Origin of the sequence: Candidatus Pelagibacter sp. HIMB1782, assembly GCF_052047475.1 — a bacterium.
In the GTDB taxonomy this organism is placed as follows: domain Bacteria; phylum Pseudomonadota; class Alphaproteobacteria; order Pelagibacterales; family Pelagibacteraceae; genus Pelagibacter.
The window spans coordinates 252468-273948 of the sequence record NZ_JBNAKE010000002.1 but is presented as its reverse complement, the minus strand read 5'-3'; the positions used below and the strand labels follow the sequence as shown (position 1 = coordinate 273948).

The window sequence follows — 21481 nt, the reverse complement described above, 5'->3', positions numbered from 1 at the left end:
AATAGAATTGTTCTAAACTACTTCTGAAATCAAGGGTTTTTTATTGAAAAAACAGTAAATATTATCAACTGCCATCATACTCATTGAAAGACGTGTTTCATGTGTCGCACTACCTACATGAGGAAGAGCAAAACAGTTATCTAGTTTTAAATATCTGTTATCTAAATTTGGTTCATTGTTGAAAACATCTAAACCGGCTGCATAAATTTTTTTATTTTCTAGTGCATCAATTAATGCATCGTCATCAATTGTTGATCCTCTTGATGTATTTATGACAACTGCATGTTTTGGTAATAAACTTATTGTATCTTTATTAAGAATATATTTTGTTTCTGCGGTAGCTGGTGTGTGTATGCTTACAAAATCACAATTTGGTAACATCGAATTTAAATCTGAATAATATTTTGCACCATCTTCTAAATCTGCAGACAACTTATTTCTATTATAATAAATTATTTTCATTCCAAATGCTTTTGCACTTTTAGCAGCCATTCTTCCTATTCGTCCCATACCAATAATACCTAAAGTTTTGCCAGTAACTGAGTTACCAATCATAAATTTAGTTAAGTCAGGTTTTTGATTTTTCCAATTATTAGTTCTAACTAAATTATAAGCTTCGCCAATTCTTCTTGAGGCAGCTAATATTAAAAGAATAGTTAGCTCTGCAACAGCTTCGTTTAATACATTTGGTGTATTGGTAACTTTTATTTTTTTTTCTAAAGCAGAGTTAACAGAAATATTATCGTAACCTACTCCTACCTGAGCAATGATTTTTAATTTACCATTAAGATTATTAAAAAAATTTTCTCCAATTTTATCAAATCCTGTAGAAATCATCCCATCATAGTCATTTATTATCTTAATTAATTCACTTTCTGGAATTGGCTCATCTTTTGGATTTAATGTTACATCAAATTCTTTACTTAATTTTTCTTCTGCTAAATCTGAAATTTTTCTAGAAACTAATATCTTTGGTTTCATTTAATGAGAGTCTCTAGGTAAACCTTTTGTATGAGATACATCCAAATATTTTCCTCTAGAATTAATACAAGCACCATCATCTAATTGACCTACTGTATTTCTGAATATTTCTTGCCAAGGAGTTTGATTATTTGCTTTAAATTTCTTTCTATTTTTTCTTCGCTTCTTAAACTCAGCCTGAGAAATTAGTAAATCAACTCTTCTTTTATTTAGATCAATTTTAATTTTATCACCTGTTTTGACTATTCCTAAATCTCCTCCAACTGCAGACTCTGGTGATACATGAAGTATTGAAGGACTTTCAGATGTTCCACTTTGCCTTCCATCTCCTAAAGTAGGCAGATGTCTAATACCTTTTTTTAACAATCTGTCAGGTGGTTGCATATTAACTACTTCTGCAGAACCAGGGTAACCTACTGGACCACATCCTCTAACAATTAATATTGAGTTCTCATCAATTTTTAATTTCTTATCATTAAGTCTTTTATGGTAATCTTCAGGACCTTCAAAAACAATTGCCTTACACTCAAAAGCATTAGGGTGTTTAGGGTTTGATAAATATTGATCTCTAAATTCTTTACTGATTACTGATGTTTTCATTATTGCAGATGAGAAGAAATTACTTCTCATAACCAAGAAACCAGCTTTTTCTGTTAGAGCATTTTTAAATGTTTTGATCACTTTGCTATCTACATCAATTTTCTTTTTCAAATTTTCACCTACTGTCTTTCCAGTTACAGTCTTTATGTTGGTATGAATTTTTTTATTCTTAATTAATTCTTTCATAACCGCTGGTATTGCACCTGCTCTGTGAAAACTTTCCATTAAATATTCACCAGCTGGCTGACAGTTTACTAGCAAAGGAATATTATGACCTAATTTTTGCCAATCAGATAAATCAAACTTAATTCCCATGTGTTTAGCTATTGCACTTAAATGTGTTGTGCAGTTACTTGATCCACCTATTGCGCTTGCAACTACTACTGCGTTTTCAAATGCTTTACGTGTCATAATTTTTGATGGTGTTAAATCTTCATGAACCATTCCAACAATTCTTTTTCCAGTTTCATATGAAATCTGTTCTCTTTCTCTATAAGGTGCAGGAATTACAGCTCCTCCAGGTAGGGACATGCCTAAAGCTTCTGCAACTGAATTCATAGAAGATGCTGTTCCCATAGTATTGCAATGACCAGCGCTTGGCGCAGAAGATGCAACCATGTCCATAAATTCTTCGTATTTAATTTCTCCCTTAGCTAACATTTTTCTAGCTTCCCAAACTACTAATCCAGATCCGGCAAGTTTTCCTTTGTAAACTCCATCTAACATTGGGCCACCTGAAAGAACTATTGCAGGAATATTAACTGTGGCTGCTGCCATTAATGCTGCAGGAGTAGTTTTATCACACCCTGTAGTTAAAATAACTCCATCGATTGGATAGCCATACAAAACTTCTACCAAAGATAAATAAGATAGATTTCTGTCCAACATAGCTGTTGGTCTTTTTCCAGTTTCTTGAATAGGGTGAGTTGGAAATTCCATTGGAATTCCTCCAGCTCTTCTGATCCCATCTTTAATTCTTTTAGTTAAAGACATAAAATGTCTGTTACATGGAGAAAGATCACTGCCTGATTGAGCAATACCTATAATTGGATTTCCAGATTGTAATTCTTTTCTTGTAAGACCATAATTTAAGTACCTTTCTAAATATAAAGCCGTCATGTCAGGGTTTTTTGGATTATTGAACCACTGTTGACTTCGGAAACTCTTTTTTCTTTTTTTAGGCATAATTAATATAATGGTTTGTTTAAGTTATTGGTTATATAATAAATTTATGAATAATCTAATAGTTTTAAATGGCAATGACAACGTTGGCGTAAGTCAATTTATCATACCAGAAAAAACTAAAATTGAAGGACATGATATAAGTACGTTAGATCCCATCCCTTTTGGTCACAAAGTATGTTTAAAAGAGATTAAAAAAGGTGATCCTATTATCAAATATGATCAAATTATTGGATTTGCTTTAAATGATATTAAACCAGGAGAGCATGTTCACTCTCATAATTTAGAATTTAGAGAATTTAAAAGAGATTTCAAAGTAATTGATAAATCACACAATGTTGACGAAAAAGCAGATACTTTTTTCAATGGAATATTAAGAGATAACGGCCAAGTAGCTACAAGAAATTATATTGGAATAGTTAGTACCGTTAATTGCTCTGCAACAGTTACAAAAATGATTGTTGAAAAAATAAAATATTCACAAATTTTAAAAGATTATCCAAATATAGATGGAATTGTGCCTATTACTCACTCAACAGGATGTGGAATGAATACTGAAAGTGAGGGAATGCAAATTTTTCAAAGAACGATTGATGGTTTTAAAAATCATCCAAATTTTTCTCATGTTTTTGTTATCGGTTTAGGTTGTGAATGTGCTCAGGTAAGTTTGTTTGACGAATCTTTAAAGAAACATAACAGAATTCATTTCTTAACTATCCAAGATGAAGGTGGAACTAAAAAAATTGTTGATAAAGTATTATCTCAAATAAAAAATCTTTTATCTGAAGCAAATAATGTTCAAAGAACATCTCAGCCTGTTAGTCATTTAACTTTAGCCTTGCAGTGTGGAGGATCTGATGGCTATTCAGGAATTACAGCTAATCCTGCATTGGGAGTTGCTGCTGATCTATTAGTTAGAAAAGGAGGAAGTTCAATTTTATCAGAAACTCCAGAAATTTATGGAGCAGAACATTTATTAATTAACAGAGCTAATTCACAACAAACTGCAGATAAATTAATTAAAAGAATAGAATGGTGGAGACATTATACATCAATAAACAATAGTTCTATGGATAATAACCCTGCACCAGGAAATAAAAAAGGTGGACTTACAACTATTTTAGAAAAATCTTTAGGTGCAGTTGCTAAAGGTGGAAACTCAATTTTACAAGATGTATTGAATTATGCTGAACCTTTAAAAAATAAAGGTTTCAATTTTATGGATTCCCCTGGATATGATCCAGTATCTGTTACAGGGCAAGTTGCATCAGGAGCTAATGTAATTTGTTTTACAACTGGAAGAGGATCTTGTTTTGGATGTAAACCAGTTCCAAGTTTAAAACTCTCAACTAATTCAGCAATGTTTGAAAGAATGTCAGAAGATATGGATATTAATTGTGGAACAATAGCTGAAGGAAAAGAAAAAGTTGAAGAAGTTGGTCAAAAAATATTTGAATTAGTAGTAAATACTGCATCAGGAAATAAATCTAAGAGTGAAATCAATGGCTACGGTGACGAGGAGTTTAATCCTTGGCAAGTAGGCGTTGTAATGTAAAAATTTTCCTAAAGTGCAAAATCAAACATCTTTATTAAATGTAATTTTATTAGCTGCAGGTGGTTTCTTTATGTTTGTTTGTATGGACTCTACAGCTAAGTATCTTGGAACAGTAATGCCTGTTACACAAGCAATTTGGGGAAGATTTTTTTTTCATTTAGTATCTTTAATTGTATTTTTTTTAATATTTAAGCCGAAAGTAAACTTAAAAAAAAATTTTAAAGTTCAAATAATTAGATCAACATTAATGGTGACAGCTACATCGTTTATGTTTTTTTCTCTTCAAAAGTTTGACCTGGTAGATATTTATGTAGTTTTCTTTACAGCGCCATTAATCGTTGCTTTGCTTTCTGCTTATTTTTTAAAAGATATTTTGACTTTTAAAGGAATTCTTTTGATGCTCCTTAGCTTTAGTTCAATTGTTTATTCATTAAGTCCTAGCATGAAAATATTTAGTGTAGATTTAATTTTTCCAATCGTTCCACCTATATGTTGGGCACTTTACCAATTTTTTACAAAAGTTGTATCTAGTGATAACGATCCATTTGCAGCAATATTTTATACTTCTATTTTGGGAGCAATAATATTTAGTGTTTATATTTTTTTTAACTGGGAACCATTAAGTAATAATATTTTTTGGTTATACTTAGCACTGCTTGGTATTGCAGGCTTTGTGAGCCACTCTTTAATTATATATGCAATTCAATTATCAAATTTATCTTTTGTAACAAATTTTCAATATTCTCAATTAGTTTGGTCTACAATTTTTAATTTTTTCATTTTTGGTGTACCTTTTGATGTAAATAAGATTGTGGGTGTTGTGGGTGTTATAATATTTGGTTTATTATTTATAAGAACTGAAGGTAAAAAAAGTTAAATTAGGAGGTTGGATGAAAAATATTGGTTTTATTGGTGTTGGTTATATGGGTTATGGAATTGCTAAAAACATCATTAAGCACAAAAATAATCTTTTTGTAATTGCTAACAAAAATCGTAAACCTATTGAAAAGATAGTAAGCGAAGGAGCTGAAGAAGTTAAGTCATTTGAAGATTTTGCGTCTAAAAATTTAGATGCTTTATTTATGTGTGTTACCAACACACCTATTGCAAAATCTATTTCAGAAAAATTATCAAATATCTTGAGTGATAAAACAATTGTTATTGATATTACTACTCACAATAAAACTGGCTCTATTGAAACTGAGGCAATTTTTAAATCAAATAATATTAACTACGTTGAATGCCCAGTAATGGGAGGACCTGTTCAAGCAGAAGAAGGTGTTTTAGGCGGTATTGTCGGAGCGTCAGATGAGAATTTTAAAATAGCAGAGCCTTATTTTAATATATTTTGTAAGGATTATTTTCATTTTGGCCCAGTAGGTATGGGTGCAAAATCAAAACTTTTAAATAACTTTTTATCTTTAGGAAATGGAGCATTAGTAAATCATTTAGCAAAATGTGCTAATGGATTAGGATTAGATCTAAAGAAAGTATTTGATGTTGCAAAGCTAGGATCTGGAAACTCTGCGGCTCTAAACAGAGTTTTTGATAATTTACTTAAAGGTGATTACACAGGATTTAAATTTACTGCAAGTAACTCTGTTAAAGATTTAACTTACATTCAAGATCTTTTAAAAGATTTTCCTGAAGCTGAAAAAGTTGCTGAACTAAATAAAAATTATTTTCAAAAAGCTGTTGATGATGGTTATGGAGAAAACTTTATTAGTGAATTAATTAATAAAAAATAATTGAAGGAAGTTAAATAAGATATCGGGAATCTACTAAAGCAGTAGGTTGTATTCAACTTATATATTTGCATTAAATGCAAATAAATTTATTGAAAATAATTTTGATATAATTACCTTTTTATATGAAGGAGGTTTATGTTAAAATTGCTACCACCTGATACTTAGCTGAAGATCTTTAGATATAAAAAAACTTAAAATAATAAAATCCGTTTGGATTTAATGCCAAAGAGGCGATAAAAAGGGAGCTCTTTAGGTATCAACTAAAGAGCGAACCCTTAAAAAAATTAATTTTTAGACTTTAATATTTCTAGCGGAAGTGGTGCTTCTGGATATTTTTTTTCACACAACTTTTCATAAATTTCACAAAATTTAAAAATTGTTTTTACAACTTCATTTTCATCTCTTGAGTTTAATTTTGTAATTAGTTTATCTCGATCTTTTTCTAACTCTTTAATTTGCTCGCCTGAAAAAAATTCTCCAGTTTCTATTTCCCAGTAAGTATCCTCTAATTCCACTTCACTTAATTCCTTTAATTTTTTTTGTAACATTATAATTGTTTCATCATCAGTTTCTGTATTTCTCATAGGAGAATTTTTTAATTTGCCCAAACATTTGTCTCTTAAACCATCAATAAAATGATCGTAAGGTTTTCCTAAACTTAATTCTTTAAAATGATTACTAACAAAATATTTTTTGATTGCAGAATCTGTAGAAATTTTTTCTTTACCCTTAATTATTGCAACTTGAACATATATCTCTTGAGAAACGTATTCCTCTATATGATCTGTTACTGATACTGGAAGCATTGTTTATTTTAAGATTTTAGCCTATCGTTATTTGAATCAAAAGCAGGTTCATCAATAACTTTTGATTTAACATCTTTTCCTTGGATTTTAATCAAAAACTCTTTTCCAACTTTAGCAAATTCAGTTTTGACATATCCAAAGGCTAAACTTTTGTTTACTCTATACCCATAAGCCCCTGATGTAGTGAGACCCACTAAATTACCATTAGAGTAAATTGGTTCATTTCCATGAGCATCTGCATCTACAGCATCAACTTCCATATAAACTAATTTAATCTTTGGGCCATTTTTTATTAAATTAGATACAATTTTAGACCCTTTAAATTCAGATTTTTTTTCAATATTAAAAAATCTTTCTAAGCCTGCTTCAACTACGCTAATTTCTGGAGTTAATTCTGACCCCCAACCTCTGTATCCCTTCTCAATCCTCATAGAATCCATTGCATGAGCTCCAAAATCTATAATATCAAATTCCTTACCAGCTTCGCTTAATAACTCATATAGTTTTTCCATATCTTTAAAGTCATGATGCAATTCCCAACCTAGTTCGCCCATATAGTTTACTCTTAAAGCTGTTACATTAATTTTACCTAAACTTATTTCCTTGCTTTTTAACCAAGGGAAATTTTCATTTCCTAAATCTGTATCTGTTAATTTTTGTAAAACCATTCTTGATTTTGGTCCTATGATACCAATTACACCTTTGTCTAAAGTTATATTTTTAATTTCAACTTTTTCGTTTTCTTTTTTATTCTGATTTAGCCAATCCAAATCTCTAATTTCTGATACTGCACCTGATAATGCGTAATAATGGTTATTTTTTAGTTTAGTTAAAGTTAGTTCAGTTTGAATTCTTCCAATATCATTTAAAAGATGAGTTAAAACAATACTTCCATCTTTTTTTGGAACTCTATTAACACAAAGTCTTTCTAAAAAGTTATAACTATCTTCTCCAGTAATTTCATATTTTGAAAAAGTTGATAGATCTATCAAGCCTACATTGTTATGAACATGCAGACATTCTTTTTGAATTATAGGAAATAAATTATTTCTTTTATAACTTAATTCTTCTTTAATATTATCTTTATTAAACCAAGCTGGTTTTTCCCATCCATATAAATCAAAATATTCAGCACCTTTTTCTTTCAACTTTTGGTAAATTGGCGTTGTTTTCATTGGTCTTCCAACCTCTACAACATCATTAGGCATTGGAGTTACATACATTCTTCGATATTGCTCTTTCGATTTTTCAACTGAATAATTTTTATCAACCCAACTCATGTATCTTCTTGGTTCAAATTCCATCATATTTATTTCTGAGTCACCATGCACAATCCACTGAGCCATATATTTTCCAGCTCCCCCTCCATGAGCAATTCCAATACTTGCTGCACAAAACATCCAAAAGTTTTTAAGTCCGGGTGCAGGACCAGCTAAAAAATTATCATCAGGAGTATGTGTAATAGGACCACATATAATTCTTTTAATACCTACATCTTTAAACTGTGGAATACGATCCATTCCTTTTTCTAAGTGTTCTGCAATTCTATCAAGATCTGGATCTAACAACTCCATATCAAATTTCCAATCCATTCCATCTAAAGCCCAAGCTGCCACATCTTTTTCATAAGGACCAATTAAAAGTCCTTTACCTTCTTGTCTTAGATAAGAAGAAGAATCTGGGTCTCTTACAACTGGTAATTCTTTACTTAATTTTTCTATTTCAGGATGTGCTTCTGTAACTAAGTATTGATGAATCATATTTATACTTGGAACATTTTTTAAACCAACCATCTGTGCTACTTCTGGACAAAAACTTCCTGCAGCATTAACAACATGCTCACAAACAATATCACCCTTTTCAGTAATTACTTTCCACTCTCCTGAAGGTAATTGTTCAATATCAGTTACTCTATTTTTTCTATAAATTTTGGCTCCACCATTTCTTGCACCTTTAGCCATTGCATTTGTTGTGCTAGTTGGATCTGTATAGCCATCTTCTGGAGTTAAAAAAGCACCTTTAATTCCATCTAACTTTATAAAGGGATGATGTTGATGAATTTCTTCTGTTGATATAATTGAACATGGAGAACCAGCTATATCTAAAATTCCTTTAGTATAATCAAACCACTCAAGATCCTCTTTGGTATATGCTAACCTTAAACTTCCTGTTTCATGAAATCCTGTTGGTTGTTCAGTTTCTTTTTCTAGTGACTTATAAAGGTTAGTTGAATGAAGATGAATTTTTGCAAGATTTAGACTCGTTAACATATGAGGACATTGACCTGCAGCATGCCAAGTTGATCCTGAAGTAAGTTCACTTTTTTCAATTAATACGACATTACTCCATCCTTCTTTTGTAAGATGATAGAGTAAACTAACTCCCATTATTCCACCACCAACAATTACGAGCTTTGCGTGAGACTGAATTTTATCCATAAAAAAATGAAACTACTTAGATTTTAAATTAATTAAACAAAATTAATTTTAATTAACCAAAATGGGTATATGAATTTATTAATGCTGTTTTCTATATTTGGAATGACAGGCTTTACAATTTGCCCACATTAATTTTCCTAGAGCTCCTCTAATATCATCTGCATCTTCTATAATAGAAGTGAGTTTAATCATATCATCAGCAGATTTTTGCATTAATGCGTTGAAAGCATCTTTTTCTTCCCAAATTATAGGCAGTGCTTCTGTTTTAAATCCTTCTTTAGAATTTTCTGGAAATAGATCTAATAAAGTAATGTAATTTTCACTCATTTCTTTCATTAGTTCTATCGCTTCATCAAAATCTCCATTTGAGGAAAAAGATTGTACCCTCTTAGCGGTACTATAATTCTTACTAAATAGTGCTTTTCTACTTTTAATAATATCTTCTACTGACAACTCTGCATTAGCTAATGTGCCAGAAAACACCATAATTAAAGATAATATTATTGTACCAAAGATCTTCTTGGTATGTTTTAATAAGTTATGCATGTTAAGAACACCTTAACAGAATATGGACTGATTTCAAAGTTAATGCACTGGTTAAGTGCAATCTTATTATTAATTCAAATTCCTCTTGGCTTTTATTTAGTTGGTTTAGATTTTGGTGAAAACAGAATAACTATTGAAAACATTCATGTATTGATTGGTCTTGGAATATTTTACGTTATTATTTTTAGGTTACTAAATAATTTGATTAATCCAGTTCCAAAGTTAGGACCTGCTACTTTTATGGGGCAAAGGTTTGTTGCTAAACTCAATCATTTGTTGTTATACATCGCAGTCTTATCAATAACTATTTCAGGAATATTGAAAAAACTATTTAATGGTGAACCTTTGGTGATTTTTTTAAAAGAAATAAAAATAAAAGACAATTTTGAACTTGCTGATCAATTTTATAACATTCATATTATATCAAACTATGTACTTATTGGTTTAGTTGCTTTACATGTAAGTGCCGTAATAATTCATAAATTATTCTTTAAAGAAAATTTATTAAAAAAAATATTATAATAATTAATCATCAGACATGGAAAAATCATCTATTGGATATATTTTAAAATTATCTATTCCAATATTTTTTGCCAACTTGGCTATTCCATTAGTTGCAATTATTGATACGTCTTTAATGGGTAACTTGGGTAATGTTTCTTATTTATCTGCAACTTCTGTTGCAGCAAATTTATTTTCAATGATTTTTTGGAGTTTTGGATTTCTAAGAATGGGAACTGTCGGTATGGTCTCTCAAGCTAATGGAGCTGAAAATTATAAAGAAATTATTAATATTGTTTTAAGAAATTTGTTATTTGTAATTATACTTTCTATTGTCTTATTTTTTGCTCAAAATTTAATTCTTAAGATAAGTTTACAAATATTTGATCTAAATTCACAAACTACTTCTTTTTATGAGGAATATTTTAAAATTAGGATTTATTCAGCTCCAGGTGAACTTACTCTTTATATTATAACAGGTCTTTTTGTTGGATTACAAAAAACTAAAATTTCAAGTATTGCAGTAGGGTTTTTCTCAATATTAAATATTATATTGAGCATAATTCTCGTAACTCAATACAATTTAAATATTAAAGGTGTTGCATATGGAACTCTTTTTTCTGGGATAATTACCTCTACTGTTTTTTTAATTTATACTTTTTTTTATTTAAACAAGCTTACAAAGATTAATTTTATAATAAGAGAAATTGTTGACCTAAATAAATTAAAAAATATTTTTAATATTAATTTTAATATTTTTATTCGAACTATATTACTTACTTTTTCTTTTTTGTGGTTCACATACCTTGGATCGAAAATTGGAGAAGAGTATATAGCTGCTAACGCAATATTAATTAATCTCGTCTTTCTATCAGCATTCATTTTAGACGCTTACGCATTTTCAACTGAAGGAATTATTGGTTATTCATTGGGTAAAAAAGATAAAAATTTATTCAGTTCAATTATTAAAAATTCTTTTATTTTAAGTTCAGTTACAGGCTTAGGTATTTCTGTTGTTTATTATTTTATTCATAAGAATGTGATTTATATGATGTCTGATATTGATCTAATAAGATCTTTAAGTTTAGATTATTCAATTTGGATGATTATCTTGCCTTTTTTTGCATCTTTTTGTTATCAATTTGACGGTATTTTTATTGGAGCCTCTCAAACAAAAGAAATTAGAAATGCTATGTTTTTTTCTGTTTCTTTATATTTATTAATTTCTTTAGTTCTCACAAATTACATTTCAAATGATGGGGTATGGATATCGTTAACAATATTTATGATCTTGAGAGCTTTGTCTTTATATTATTATTTAAATAGGATTTATTTAAGATTTAATGACAGTTAATCCCATATTTTTTTAATCTCCAATAATTATAAGGCCACGGAGTTAAAAAACCTACTATCAACATAATTGGAATCACCCACCAAGTTAAAATGGCACCACCTGTTAAAACAAAGTCAGTCAAATTCATCATTACTTCCATGCTAATCATTGAAATCAAACTCATTCCAGAAGCTGTCTTCAAAGCATTATTAAATTCAAAACCTTGTCTCATTAGAATTATTGTTTCTAATATTATACTTGTGATTAAACCGTTTATTATTGCTAGAATCATTATTCCTAACACTGGAAACGGAATTTGTGTAAGTTGAAAAAATAAAATTGTTCCAAAATCTCCGATGGCACAACCTAATAAGCACCATGCTGTATTCTTTGCGCTTCTTCTCCAAGTATGTTTACAAGACCAATGAAAAGTTGATGCTGTCATTAGTTAATTTCTAATCCTTTTTTTTTCCATTTTTCTAAACCTCCAATTAAATGAAAGCAGTTACCAAAATTATATGATTTAGAAATCTGAACTGCTAAAGTAGACCTGTGTCCATGAGCGCAGTAAAAAAGAATTTTTTTATTTTTTAAACTATCTTTATTTTTCTCAATGTAGTCATGCATAGAAGGAAATGGGACTATATTACTGTTATCTAGTTTACCTTCTTTATCTATTTCATTTTGCTCTCTTAAATCTATCAGAACTGTGTTCTCCTCTTTTTTAATCTTGTTAAACTCCTCTGGCTCAATTCCATTGTTTACTTTTTGACGGTTTAAATCAATGCCCAACTTAAGATTACTTGGAACTGCAACATCCATCATTTTGGGATCTGGTAAATTTAAATTATTCATAATATCCACGTACTCTTCTACTGATTTTACCTGTAATCTTGGATTGAATTGTCTTTCTTCTATAATAGTACTTACCATTTCTCCTTTATAATCATGCGCAGGATAAACTAGAGTTTGATCAGGTAGTTTTAATAATTTGTTAAATATTGAATTATAAGAGTCTTTAGGATCTCCGTTTTGAAAATCTGTTCTACCAGTACCTCTAATTAATAATGTATCTCCTGTAAACACTCTATCACCCATCAAAAAACTAAAGCTCTCAGAAGTATGGCCAGGAGTGTATAAAGCTTGTAGATCAATTCCATCTATTTTGATTATCTCTTCATCTGATACTCTCATTGCAACTACATCGGCAGGAGTTTTATTACCCATAACAGTTACACAATTAGTTTTATCTCTTAGTTCAGCAATTCCAGAGATATGATCTGCGTGAATATGGGTATCTATCACCTTTACTAATTTTAAATCTAATTGATTTAACAAATTAATATACTGATCAACTTTTTCTAAGACTGGGTCTATTATTAAAGCTTCACGTCCCCTTCCAGATGCAATTAAATAAGTATAAGTGCTAGAAACACTATCGAATATTTGTCTAAAGATCATTTTAGATAAATATCAAAAACCAATAAGAAATTAAACCAGACAAAATAGTTGCGATTATATTTCTTGAAAAATAACCAACAATTACAGCAACAATTGCAGCAAATATTTTAGGGTCATCCATTTCAATGAACTGACCGTAGTCATTTATAAAAATTCCTGGAAATATTATTGCAGGAAACACGGCTGATGGAACATAAGCTAACACAGCTTTTATTTTATCTCCCAACATGTCTCGACTTACTAGAGCTACCATCGTCATTCTAGTAAAGTAAGTTAATATTCCTGCAACAATAATTGATAACCAGGTCATTTTATTTTTTTAACCTCAATATTAAAGCCGCAACAAACAAAGCGAGTATAGGTGAAATAATTATATAAGATCTAAATGGAGCATCATAAAATAATAACGAACTCAATCCACATACAATCATTACAATTAAGTGATCAAGTTTTTTTAAATCTTGTATTACAATAGCTATAAAAGTAAGTGGTATTGCAAATTTTAATCCAAGTTCCTCTGGAACAAATGAACCTAAAATGATTCCTGACAATGTAGCAATTTGCCAACAAACCCACATCGTGCAACCTGTACCAATCAAATGATAATGTAAGTATTGCTCTGATTTGTTTTTTTTAAAAAATTTATTAGATTCTGCAAAACCTTGATCTACAATAATATAAGAGATTAGTAATTTTTTTATAAATGATAATTTTTCTAAGTATTCTGATAAAACTGCCCCATATAAAAGATGTCTTGAATTTATAACGCCTACTGATGTTGCTGCTACCAATCCAGATGCACCACCTGATAGTAATTGCAAAAAAACAATTTGTGATGCACCACCAAAGATAATAATAGACATCGCATAAACTAATAATGGGTCAAATCCTAATTCAACTCCGATAGCTCCACAAATTATTCCAAATGGGATCACAGACAACATATGTGGAGAAATATCCAGCATACCCCTAGTAAATAATTGTTTTTTTGTAAGCATTTATTTGGGTTCTATTAAAAACAAACTATGTGATCAATATTTATCGGACGTTTAATCCCAAATTTTTCATCAATTTCATGTTGGTGGACGTGATGCGAATGAACAAAAACAGGAATTAATAAATCACTACTAGTTTTTAGAGTATATATAAAATTTGTCCCCCTAAACTTTCTATCAACCACTTCTAATTTTAAATTGCTTTTATCATCATGTTCTAGATCTTCTGGCTGTAACAATAACTGTACTTTAGATCCTTTTGGATAATGTTTTGTAAAATTACCTTTGATTGTACCTAAATCATCATTTTCTAAAGTATTTTCATCAGTAACTTTTGCTGGAATTAATATTCCTCTGTTTAAAAAATTAACTACATCAACAGAATTTGGGAAGTGATAAACATTATAAGGATCATCAAATTGTTTAAGTTCTCCGTCTAAAATAATTCCACATTTGTTACCTAGATAGAATGCTTCGTAAGAGTCGTGAGTAACAATTATTGTTGTAATTTTTAAGTCTTTTAAGATTTGCTTTAACTTTACCTGTATTTCTTCTTTGAAACTTTGATCTATATTCGACAAAGGTTCATCTAGTAGTAACAAATCAGGATTTGATAACAAAGATCTAGCTAAGGAGGCTCTTTGAGCTTCTCCAGAGCTAATTTCATGTGGATATTTTTCTAAGATTTTTTCTAAATGAAGAAATTTAACTATTTCTTTAAAATTTAGACCTTTCTTCTTTTTTTTATTTCTCTCAGCTCCAAAATTAATATTTTCCAAAACATTGTAATGAGGAAATAGAGAGTTGTCTTGAAAAGCCAAAGATATATTTCTATCCTCAGGTTCAACATGACTTTCTTTAGATGAAATAATTTTATTTTTTAAAATAATTTTACCAGACTGAATTTTTTCAAGGCCAGCTATTGTTCTTAATATTGTAGTTTTTCCAATTCCAGAGGGGCCTAACAAACAAACTATGTCTCCTTCATTTTCAATATTAAATGAAACATTGGTTACTTTATTTTTAGAGCTTGCAGCAAAAGTAACATTCTCGATTTCTAAAAAATTATTTCTCATTTTATTTATCTTTAAACATATACTTAGATGTAATTAAAATAAAAATACTTGCAATCATAATTAGTAATAATGAAGGTGCGGCGGCAGCTTCTAGTAAATCTTGTGAAGCAAATATATAGGCTTGGGTGGCAAATGTTTCAAAATTAAAAGGACGCATAATTAATGTAATTGGTAATTCTTTGATTATTTCGATTGATAATAATATAGCAATCAATAAGACTGAGTTTTTAAGATAAGGGATATGAATATTTAAAAAAGTTTTTAATTTTGAATAACCTAATAGATATGCACTTTCATCAATTGAATAATTAATTTTTAAATATCCAGATTTAATACCGTTGTTAGCTAAAGAATAAAATCTTACAAAATAAACAATTACTAAACCAATTATAGATCCAATAAAAATTTGTTTTATATCAAAAAAATAAAAAACATTTTCATCAAACCAAGAAATAAAAGTTATGAAAGCTACAGCTAATATTATTCCTGGTACTGCATAACCAGTAATTGAAAAAGTTGTTAAAATATTTAAAAACTTATTTTTACTAATTCTATTTCCATAATTTGCTACAAAAGATAAAAATATTAAAATAAAACCTGATAAGAAAACTAAAATCAACGTGTTTGATAATAATTCAATAATATTTAGATCTATAAAATGTTTTGGAAATTTAATTGTCCAGTAAAGCATTTGCAAAACTGGAAATATAAAGCTTGCAAAAAATACAAATGAACAAAAAATAATTGCCATTAAAGATTTATAACCACTTAATTGTTTCAAAGTTTTAGTTTTAATATTTCCTTTAGCAGGAGAATGGTACTGTGCTTTTTTTCTGGATAAGTTCTCTAAATAAAATAATCCAAATATAAAAATTAGTAGAAAAAAAGATATTCTATTTGCTAAAGCCAAATCATCAAAAGATATCCAAGCATCATAAATTCCAGTGGTTAAAGTCGATATTCCAAAAAAAGATACTGCACCAAAATCTGATAAAGTTTCCATAGCAACCAAAGATAATCCAGCAATAATTGCTGGTCTTGCCGATGGTAAAATAATGTTAAAAAATGTTTTTTTTGTCGAAAAACCAAGGTTTTTACCTAGTTCTAGCAAATTTTGAGACTGATAATGAAATGAAGTTCTTGTTAAAACATAAACATAACCGAATAATGAAAATGAAATTGAAATTATAGCTCCTAGCATTCCATCAAATTTAGGTAAAACAGCATTATAATTTCTATCACCGAATAAGTTTTTCATAATTGAAAAAGCTGTTCCATAATTTTCAAAAAAAGCGGTTAATGAATATGCATAGATATAAGCTGGAACTGCAAAAGATAAAATCAACACCCATTTAAAAAAATTAACTCCAGGAAATTTATAAAACGAAACTAAATAAGCAGATCCTACACCGATTATAAAAGTTGTAATTAAAACTCCAATTACAAGAATTATTGAATTAGAAATATATTCAAACAAAAATGTGTTTTTAACTATTGATAAATACTCACTTGTTGGTTCAAAAAAACTAGTAAATACAGTTACAATTGGTATCGCAACTATCATAGAAATGAGCAAAGAGCTCAAAAACCAAATATTAATTTTATTACCCATTTTTAACGAAGTACTAATGATATAAAGTAGGGTAATAAACTTTATACCAAAAGTACTTAGTGTTAACCTCTTTTATTTCCAACCAGACATCAACATTACCTCCAATGCATCAGCCTGATTTTTTTTATAGTCTTCAACTTTTGTTTTTAAATCCTGTTTAAAATTTTCACCCATTTTTTTTATAAGAGGGTGTGGTTCAACACCTTCTATCATTGGGTATTCAAATGTATTGTTTACTATGTGTTGTTGTGCTTCTTTTGTTAAAAGAAATTCTAGTAATTTTTTTGCATTTTCAGGATTAGGAGAATTTTTTAAAATACCTCCACCACTTATATTCATATGTGTCCCTCTATCATTTTGATTTGGGAAATAAGGTAATACCTTTTGAGCAGCTTCTTTTTGATCTTCTCCTTTTTGACCAGATAACATCAAAGCATAGTAATAAGTGTTTGCTATAGCCAAATCAGCTTCACCAGCAGCAACAGCTAAAATTTGAGCTCTATCATTTCCTTTAGGATTTCTTGCAAAATTTGAAACTAATTTTTTTGCCCATTCTAAAGTTTGTTCTTTACCATTATTTTCAATTAATGATGCAACAAGAGATTGATTGTAAATATTATTAGATTTTCTAATTACAATTTTCCCTTTCCACTTTGAGTCTGACAAACTTTCATAAGTTATCCCTTTTAAATCTTCTGAACTTACTCTTTCTGGTGAATAATAAATAATTCTTGCTCTTTTAGCGATACCTGTCCAATTATCAGATCTAAAGTTTGCTGGTACTGAAGCTTCAATCTGCACTGACATAGAGTTCTGAAACATTCCTTTTTCGTCAAATGCACCTAGTCTTCCGGCATCTGCTGTAATATATAAATCAGCTTTAGAGTCTTTTCCTTCTTCAGTAATTCTTTTTTGCAACGCTTTGTCTTTACCTGAAACTACGTTAACTTTTATACCTGTTTTGTTCGTAAACTTTTCATACAACTGAATGTCAGAGTCGTAATGTCTTGCACTAAAAACATTTACTTCACCTGCTATACTCATTTTGGCAAAGAAAAATAAAATTAATCCTAATAATGTTATTTTTTTCATTTATATCCTTTTCTTTACCCTAGTTTATTTGCGAATGAGAATTATTATCAATGCGAATGATTATCAATCGCATAAATTGACACATATTTCAATACTTTTTTTATTATTGTTAAATGTAGGAAATTTTTATTTCCAGTCGCCGATTTTGCTAAATAAGAAATTTCTAAATGCTTGAACTCTAGCAGTATTTTTTAATGACTGAGGGTAAACAAAGTGCGCTTCTGTTATAGGCCCTTCTACTTTCGGAAGTACTTTAATTACGTTATTTGAATTTATCACTAAATATTCAGGAAGTGCAGCCAATCCTACACCAGATTCTACGGCTAACAAAAGACCCATTACACTATTTACCTTCATGATTGATTTTCTTTTTTTACCGTCATGCATTCCAATTTTTAATGCCCAATCTGGATTATAAACTGGAGAAGGTGCTCCTTTTCCAAATGAAATAAATTTATGTTTATTTAGATCGTTTATTGTCTTTGGCATTCCATTTTTTTCTAAGTACTTATTTGATCCATAAATATAATATTTAATATCAACTAGCTTTTTTTGAATATAATTAAGCTGTTTTGGTCTTCTCATAAAAATTCCAATATCAGCCTGTCTTGTACTTAGATCTAATTCTTTATCATCAAAGACTAGTTCAATCTCAATCTCTGGATTAAGTCTCATAAATTCTTGAATTCTAGGAGTTAACCAGTGAGTACCAAAACTTCTTACTGTTGTTATGGTTAATTTTCCTGTTGGTTTACTCTTCTGATCACCTAAAGATGTTTCAACTTCTTTCAACTTACTTATTACTTCATGTGCAGTTTTAAAAACATATTCACCGTTTTCTGTAAGAGTTAATCCTCTTGCATGTCTTTCAAAGAGTTGTACTTTCAAATCTTGTTCTAGGGACTGTATTTGTCTACTGATTGCAGATTGGCTAAGGTTTAAATTTACAGTAGCATTTGTAAAACTTCCAGCTTCTGCAACTGCATGAAAAATTTTTAATTTATCCCAATCCATTATTTATTTACATCCACTAATACTCTACCTGAAATTTCACCTTTTAAAATTTTAGGATAAGTTTCAATTAGCTCCTCTAAACCTACTGTTAAAACTGATTTTTCAAGCAATTCAAAATCAATTAATTTTGAAGCTTCACCCCACATAAATTCTCTTCTTTTTATACTGCAATTTGCAGAGTCCATTCCCCAAACCTTAATACCTCTTAACATAAAAGGAAGTAAATTGGTGTTAAGTTCATTACTATTTGCATTTCCACATACAGCTATAATTCCATTAGGCTTTGTTTGTGCAATTGCGTTTGCTAAAATTTTTCCTCCAACAGTGTCTACCACTCCGTCCCATAAACCTTTATCTATTGGTCTTGGGTCTTTATCAAATTCAGCTCTATTTATAATGTTTTTTGCTCCTAAAGATTTTAAATAATCTGACTTACTTTCTTTTCCAGATACTGCAGTTACATTGTATCCTAATTTTGTTAAAACCATTATTGCAACACTGCCAACGCCTCCGGTTGCTCCTGTTACCAAAACATCATTTACTTTTTCCCCAAGCAAAATACTTTCTCTTGCTTGAATTGCAAAAGCACTCATTAAAGAAGTTAAGCCTGCTGTCCCTAAAATCATTGCCTGCTTGCTACTTAAGTTATCAGGTTTTTTTACTAGGAAGTCTGCATTAACTTTTGCTATCTGAGAATAACCACCAAAAAATACTTCTCCAACTCTAAAACCAGTTAGTATTACTTCATCGCCTGATTTAAATTTTGAATTTTCACTTTCAATTACTTTTCCTGAAAAATCTATTCCTGGTATGTGCGGATACTCTTTTACTAATCTTCCACCATTCTTTAGAATCATTCCATCTTTAAAATTTAAATCTGAATATTCTACCTGAACAGTTACATCCCCATGTTTTAAAAAACTTCTATCTAAAGATTTTACTTCTCTAGAAAAATTTTCACCTTCTTGATTAAGAACTATTGCTTTGAATTGATCAGACACTTTAATCTTTTAGCGTAGTGCTAATAAATCGTAAATATCTATTTTGAAAACTTAAATCTTCTTTGAATTGACCTAAATAATAATTTGTTACCGTAGTTGCTTGTTCTTTTTTAATTCCTCTCATAGTCATACACTGATGAGTTGAATCTATTGTTACTGCAACACCTTTTGCATCTAATGATTCCATTAAAGTATTTGCAATTTGCATTGTAAGTCTTTCTTGAGTTTGAAGTCTTTTGGAAAATACTTCAACTACTCTTGCAAGTTTACTTAAACCTACAACTCTTTCTTTTGGAATATAAGCAACATGAGCTTTTCCAATAATTGGTGCCATGTGATGTTCGCAATGACTTTGCACAGAAATATTTTTCTGGACAACCATGTCATCATATCCCTCTACATCACCAAAAGTTTTATCCAAAATTTTATCTGGATCTTCTTTGTAACCTTTAAAATATTCTTTAAATGCTTTAACAACTCTTTTTGGAGTTTCTAATAAACCTTCTCTATTTGGGTCTTCACCCATCCATGTTAAAATTGTTTTAAAAGCTTCTTCAGCATCTTTGTCTGAAACTTGCTTATTTTCATTTAACTTGTTGTCAGTGTCTTTTACTAATTTCATAGCGCCTTTTTATACAGTAATTACCTGATTTTAAAATATTTATTATATCTAGATATGTGCTACATAATCACATTCTATGTTCAAAAAAAGAGAAAATATCTACGATATCGAGGAAGGAAATCTTCTTTCACCAAAATTTGATAATGATGGCTTAATACCTGTCATTACAATGTGTTCAAAAACCAAAGATATTTTAATGCACGGCTATATGAACGTTGAAGCATTAAAAAAAACAATTGAAACCAAAGAAGCTCACTACTTTAGTAGATCTAGAAAAGCAATCTGGCACAAAGGTAAAACAAGTGGCTTTACTCAAAAAGTAACTGAAATCAGAATTGATGATGATCAAGACTCAATTTGGTTAACAGTTGATATAGGAGACGGTGCTAGTTGCCATGTTGGATACAGATCATGCTTTTATAGATCTATTCCTATGGGACCAATTGATAATGGACGTAAAGTAGAAATGGAATTTCTTGAAAAAGAAAAAAAATTTGATCCTGAAGAAGTTTATAAAGGACAACCAAATCCTACTAAGATTTAATGAGTGAAAAACAAAAAAATGTTCTAGGAGAAGATCTAGAAGAATGCTCCAATGATCCATTAACAGGTTGGTTTCGTGATGGTTGTTGTAACACTGACGAGAATGATCATGGACTTCATACAGTTTGTGCTAAAGTTACTACCGAATGCTTAGAGTGGATGAAAGAAGCAGGTAACGATTTAATTACTCCACATCCTGAATTTGGGTTTCCAGGTTTAAAAGATGGAGATGGATGGTGTTTGTGTGCTAGTTGGTATGCAAGAGCAGTTGAAGCTGGTAAAGGATGTCCAATATTTTTGAAAAGAACTCACGAAAACACTCTTAAATATGTACCTATTGAAACTTTAAAAAAGTTTGCAATAGATTTATCTTAA

Annotated in this window: 22 protein-coding genes; 7 read left to right on the top strand and 15 right to left on the bottom strand. The window is 29.7% G+C overall.

Annotated elements, in window-relative coordinates; all coding sequences use genetic code 11:
* Nucleotides 1-12: 12 nt before the first annotated feature.
* Nucleotides 13-981 carry a 2-hydroxyacid dehydrogenase gene (locus ACTTAO_RS05995; protein ID WP_440691402.1) on the bottom strand — a complete coding sequence of 323 codons (969 nt, stop codon included), beginning with the start codon at nucleotides 979-981 and terminating at the stop codon, nucleotides 13-15.
* Complete coding sequence (locus ACTTAO_RS05990) at nucleotides 982-2766, bottom strand: IlvD/Edd family dehydratase (protein WP_440691400.1); 1785 nt, start codon at nucleotides 2764-2766, stop codon at nucleotides 982-984. It lies immediately after the preceding gene.
* 46 nt (nucleotides 2767-2812) lie between these two features.
* Here ACTTAO_RS05990 and ACTTAO_RS05985 point away from each other — a divergent pair, with 46 nt between their 5' ends.
* The 3 genes from ACTTAO_RS05985 to ACTTAO_RS05975 are packed head-to-tail and all read left to right on the top strand — an operon-like array spanning nucleotide 2813 to nucleotide 6066.
* On the top strand, nucleotides 2813-4318 hold the full coding sequence (locus ACTTAO_RS05985) for a UxaA family hydrolase (RefSeq protein ID WP_440691398.1): 1506 nt from the start codon (nucleotides 2813-2815) through the stop codon (nucleotides 4316-4318).
* A gap of 13 nt (nucleotides 4319-4331) precedes the next feature.
* A complete protein-coding gene (locus ACTTAO_RS05980; protein ID WP_440648122.1) occupies nucleotides 4332-5195 on the top strand; it encodes a DMT family transporter in 864 nt (287 codons plus the stop codon).
* Between the two features lie 13 nt (nucleotides 5196-5208).
* Nucleotides 5209-6066 carry an NAD(P)-dependent oxidoreductase gene (locus tag ACTTAO_RS05975; RefSeq protein ID WP_440691396.1) on the top strand — a complete coding sequence of 286 codons (858 nt, stop codon included), beginning with the start codon at nucleotides 5209-5211 and terminating at the stop codon, nucleotides 6064-6066.
* Nucleotides 6067-6350: 284 nt separating this feature from the next.
* On the opposite strand, the gene ACTTAO_RS05970 is transcribed toward ACTTAO_RS05975, so the two are convergent.
* The 3 genes from ACTTAO_RS05970 to ACTTAO_RS05960 form a co-directional block, all read right to left on the bottom strand.
* A complete protein-coding gene (locus ACTTAO_RS05970) occupies nucleotides 6351-6872 on the bottom strand; it encodes a hypothetical protein (RefSeq protein WP_440634417.1) in 522 nt (173 codons plus the stop codon).
* Between the two features lie 8 nt (nucleotides 6873-6880).
* Nucleotides 6881-9310 carry an FAD-dependent oxidoreductase gene (locus ACTTAO_RS05965; protein ID WP_440691395.1) on the bottom strand — a complete coding sequence of 810 codons (2430 nt, stop codon included), beginning with the start codon at nucleotides 9308-9310 and terminating at the stop codon, nucleotides 6881-6883.
* Nucleotides 9311-9388: 78 nt separating this feature from the next.
* Nucleotides 9389-9856, bottom strand: a complete 468-nt coding sequence (locus tag ACTTAO_RS05960) for a c-type cytochrome (RefSeq protein ID WP_440691394.1) — start codon at nucleotides 9854-9856, stop codon at nucleotides 9389-9391.
* On the opposite strand from ACTTAO_RS05960, the gene ACTTAO_RS05955 reads away from it, so the two are divergent.
* Both ACTTAO_RS05955 and ACTTAO_RS05950 read left to right on the top strand, forming a co-directional pair.
* Nucleotides 9851-10378 carry a cytochrome b gene (locus ACTTAO_RS05955; protein ID WP_440691392.1) on the top strand — a complete coding sequence of 176 codons (528 nt, stop codon included), beginning with the start codon at nucleotides 9851-9853 and terminating at the stop codon, nucleotides 10376-10378. The genes ACTTAO_RS05960 and ACTTAO_RS05955 overlap by 6 nt on opposite strands.
* A 16-nt stretch (nucleotides 10379-10394) precedes the next feature.
* Entirely contained in the window at nucleotides 10395-11711 is a 1317-nt protein-coding gene (locus ACTTAO_RS05950; protein WP_440691390.1) for an MATE family efflux transporter, read from the top strand.
* On the opposite strand, the gene ACTTAO_RS05945 is transcribed toward ACTTAO_RS05950, so the two are convergent.
* The 10 genes from ACTTAO_RS05945 to folE form a co-directional block, all read right to left on the bottom strand.
* Nucleotides 11698-12135, bottom strand: a complete 438-nt coding sequence (locus ACTTAO_RS05945) for a DUF4396 domain-containing protein (protein WP_440633562.1) — start codon at nucleotides 12133-12135, stop codon at nucleotides 11698-11700. The two genes, ACTTAO_RS05950 and ACTTAO_RS05945, sit on opposite strands and share 14 nt — an antisense overlap.
* A complete protein-coding gene (locus ACTTAO_RS05940; protein ID WP_440647622.1) occupies nucleotides 12135-13151 on the bottom strand; it encodes an MBL fold metallo-hydrolase in 1017 nt (338 codons plus the stop codon). The genes ACTTAO_RS05945 and ACTTAO_RS05940 overlap by 1 nt, the downstream gene beginning before the upstream one ends.
* 1 nt (nucleotide 13152) lies before the next feature.
* A complete protein-coding gene (locus ACTTAO_RS05935) occupies nucleotides 13153-13461 on the bottom strand; it encodes an AzlD domain-containing protein (protein WP_075506129.1) in 309 nt (102 codons plus the stop codon).
* 1 nt (nucleotide 13462) lies between these two features.
* Nucleotides 13463-14149, bottom strand: a complete 687-nt coding sequence (locus ACTTAO_RS05930) for an AzlC family ABC transporter permease (protein WP_440691388.1) — start codon at nucleotides 14147-14149, stop codon at nucleotides 13463-13465.
* A 14-nt stretch (nucleotides 14150-14163) separates the two neighbouring features.
* A complete protein-coding gene (locus ACTTAO_RS05925; protein WP_440618220.1) occupies nucleotides 14164-15222 on the bottom strand; it encodes an ABC transporter ATP-binding protein in 1059 nt (352 codons plus the stop codon).
* A 1-nt stretch (nucleotide 15223) separates the two neighbouring features.
* Nucleotides 15224-16834, bottom strand: coding sequence for an ABC transporter permease (locus ACTTAO_RS05920; RefSeq protein WP_440691387.1), 1611 nt, complete (start codon nucleotides 16832-16834; stop codon nucleotides 15224-15226).
* 72 nt (nucleotides 16835-16906) lie between these two features.
* The gene (locus ACTTAO_RS05915) at nucleotides 16907-17926 is read right to left on the bottom strand and encodes an extracellular solute-binding protein (RefSeq protein ID WP_440691386.1); all 1020 of its coding nucleotides are present in this window, start codon (nucleotides 17924-17926) and stop codon (nucleotides 16907-16909) included.
* Nucleotides 17927-18052: 126 nt separating this feature from the next.
* Nucleotides 18053-18940, bottom strand: a complete 888-nt coding sequence (locus ACTTAO_RS05910; RefSeq protein WP_440691384.1) for a LysR family transcriptional regulator — start codon at nucleotides 18938-18940, stop codon at nucleotides 18053-18055.
* Nucleotides 18940-19941: an MDR family oxidoreductase gene (locus ACTTAO_RS05905; protein ID WP_440633569.1), complete on the bottom strand. Its 1002-nt coding sequence runs from the start codon at nucleotides 19939-19941 to the stop codon at nucleotides 18940-18942. The genes ACTTAO_RS05910 and ACTTAO_RS05905 overlap by 1 nt, the downstream gene beginning before the upstream one ends.
* A 1-nt stretch (nucleotide 19942) precedes the next feature.
* Entirely contained in the window at nucleotides 19943-20563 is a 621-nt protein-coding gene (gene folE, locus ACTTAO_RS05900; protein ID WP_075506136.1) for a GTP cyclohydrolase I FolE, read from the bottom strand.
* Between the two features lie 76 nt (nucleotides 20564-20639).
* Between folE and hisI the strand changes: the two genes are divergently transcribed.
* Together hisI and ACTTAO_RS05890 are read left to right on the top strand one after the other, a co-directional pair.
* Complete coding sequence (gene hisI / locus ACTTAO_RS05895) at nucleotides 20640-21107, top strand: phosphoribosyl-AMP cyclohydrolase (protein ID WP_075506137.1); 468 nt, start codon at nucleotides 20640-20642, stop codon at nucleotides 21105-21107.
* The gene (locus tag ACTTAO_RS05890) at nucleotides 21107-21481 is read left to right on the top strand and encodes a DUF2237 family protein (protein WP_072090395.1); all 375 of its coding nucleotides are present in this window, start codon (nucleotides 21107-21109) and stop codon (nucleotides 21479-21481) included. Before hisI ends, ACTTAO_RS05890 begins: the two co-directional genes overlap by 1 nt.

What these genes read in the sequence shown, in the direction of transcription:
- ACTTAO_RS05940 (WP_440647622.1), bottom strand. Translation starts at nt 13,151, where the DNA reads ATGATCTTTAGACAAATATTCGATAGTGTTTCTAGCACTTATACTTAT.
- ACTTAO_RS05920 (WP_440691387.1), bottom strand. Translation starts at nt 16,834, where the DNA reads ATGGGTAATAAAATTAATATTTGGTTTTTGAGCTCTTTGCTCATTTCT.
- ACTTAO_RS05955 (WP_440691392.1), top strand. Translation starts at nt 9,851, where the DNA reads ATGCATGTTAAGAACACCTTAACAGAATATGGACTGATTTCAAAGTTA.
- folE (WP_075506136.1), bottom strand. Translation starts at nt 20,563, where the DNA reads ATGAAATTAGTAAAAGACACTGACAACAAGTTAAATGAAAATAAGCAA.
- ACTTAO_RS05965 (WP_440691395.1), bottom strand. Translation starts at nt 9,310, where the DNA reads ATGGATAAAATTCAGTCTCACGCAAAGCTCGTAATTGTTGGTGGTGGA.
- ACTTAO_RS05975 (WP_440691396.1), top strand. Translation starts at nt 5,209, where the DNA reads ATGAAAAATATTGGTTTTATTGGTGTTGGTTATATGGGTTATGGAATT.
- ACTTAO_RS05985 (WP_440691398.1), top strand. Translation starts at nt 2,813, where the DNA reads ATGAATAATCTAATAGTTTTAAATGGCAATGACAACGTTGGCGTAAGT.
- ACTTAO_RS05935 (WP_075506129.1), bottom strand. Translation starts at nt 13,461, where the DNA reads ATGACCTGGTTATCAATTATTGTTGCAGGAATATTAACTTACTTTACT.
- ACTTAO_RS05915 (WP_440691386.1), bottom strand. Translation starts at nt 17,926, where the DNA reads ATGAAAAAAATAACATTATTAGGATTAATTTTATTTTTCTTTGCCAAA.
- ACTTAO_RS05925 (WP_440618220.1), bottom strand. Translation starts at nt 15,222, where the DNA reads ATGAGAAATAATTTTTTAGAAATCGAGAATGTTACTTTTGCTGCAAGC.
- ACTTAO_RS05960 (WP_440691394.1), bottom strand. Translation starts at nt 9,856, where the DNA reads ATGCATAACTTATTAAAACATACCAAGAAGATCTTTGGTACAATAATA.
- ACTTAO_RS05945 (WP_440633562.1), bottom strand. Translation starts at nt 12,135, where the DNA reads ATGACAGCATCAACTTTTCATTGGTCTTGTAAACATACTTGGAGAAGA.
- hisI (WP_075506137.1), top strand. Translation starts at nt 20,640, where the DNA reads ATGTTCAAAAAAAGAGAAAATATCTACGATATCGAGGAAGGAAATCTT.
- ACTTAO_RS05970 (WP_440634417.1), bottom strand. Translation starts at nt 6,872, where the DNA reads ATGCTTCCAGTATCAGTAACAGATCATATAGAGGAATACGTTTCTCAA.
- ACTTAO_RS05890 (WP_072090395.1), top strand. Translation starts at nt 21,107, where the DNA reads ATGAGTGAAAAACAAAAAAATGTTCTAGGAGAAGATCTAGAAGAATGC.
- ACTTAO_RS05995 (WP_440691402.1), bottom strand. Translation starts at nt 981, where the DNA reads ATGAAACCAAAGATATTAGTTTCTAGAAAAATTTCAGATTTAGCAGAA.
- ACTTAO_RS05950 (WP_440691390.1), top strand. Translation starts at nt 10,395, where the DNA reads ATGGAAAAATCATCTATTGGATATATTTTAAAATTATCTATTCCAATA.
- ACTTAO_RS05910 (WP_440691384.1), bottom strand. Translation starts at nt 18,940, where the DNA reads ATGGATTGGGATAAATTAAAAATTTTTCATGCAGTTGCAGAAGCTGGA.
- ACTTAO_RS05990 (WP_440691400.1), bottom strand. Translation starts at nt 2,766, where the DNA reads ATGCCTAAAAAAAGAAAAAAGAGTTTCCGAAGTCAACAGTGGTTCAAT.
- ACTTAO_RS05930 (WP_440691388.1), bottom strand. Translation starts at nt 14,149, where the DNA reads ATGCTTACAAAAAAACAATTATTTACTAGGGGTATGCTGGATATTTCT.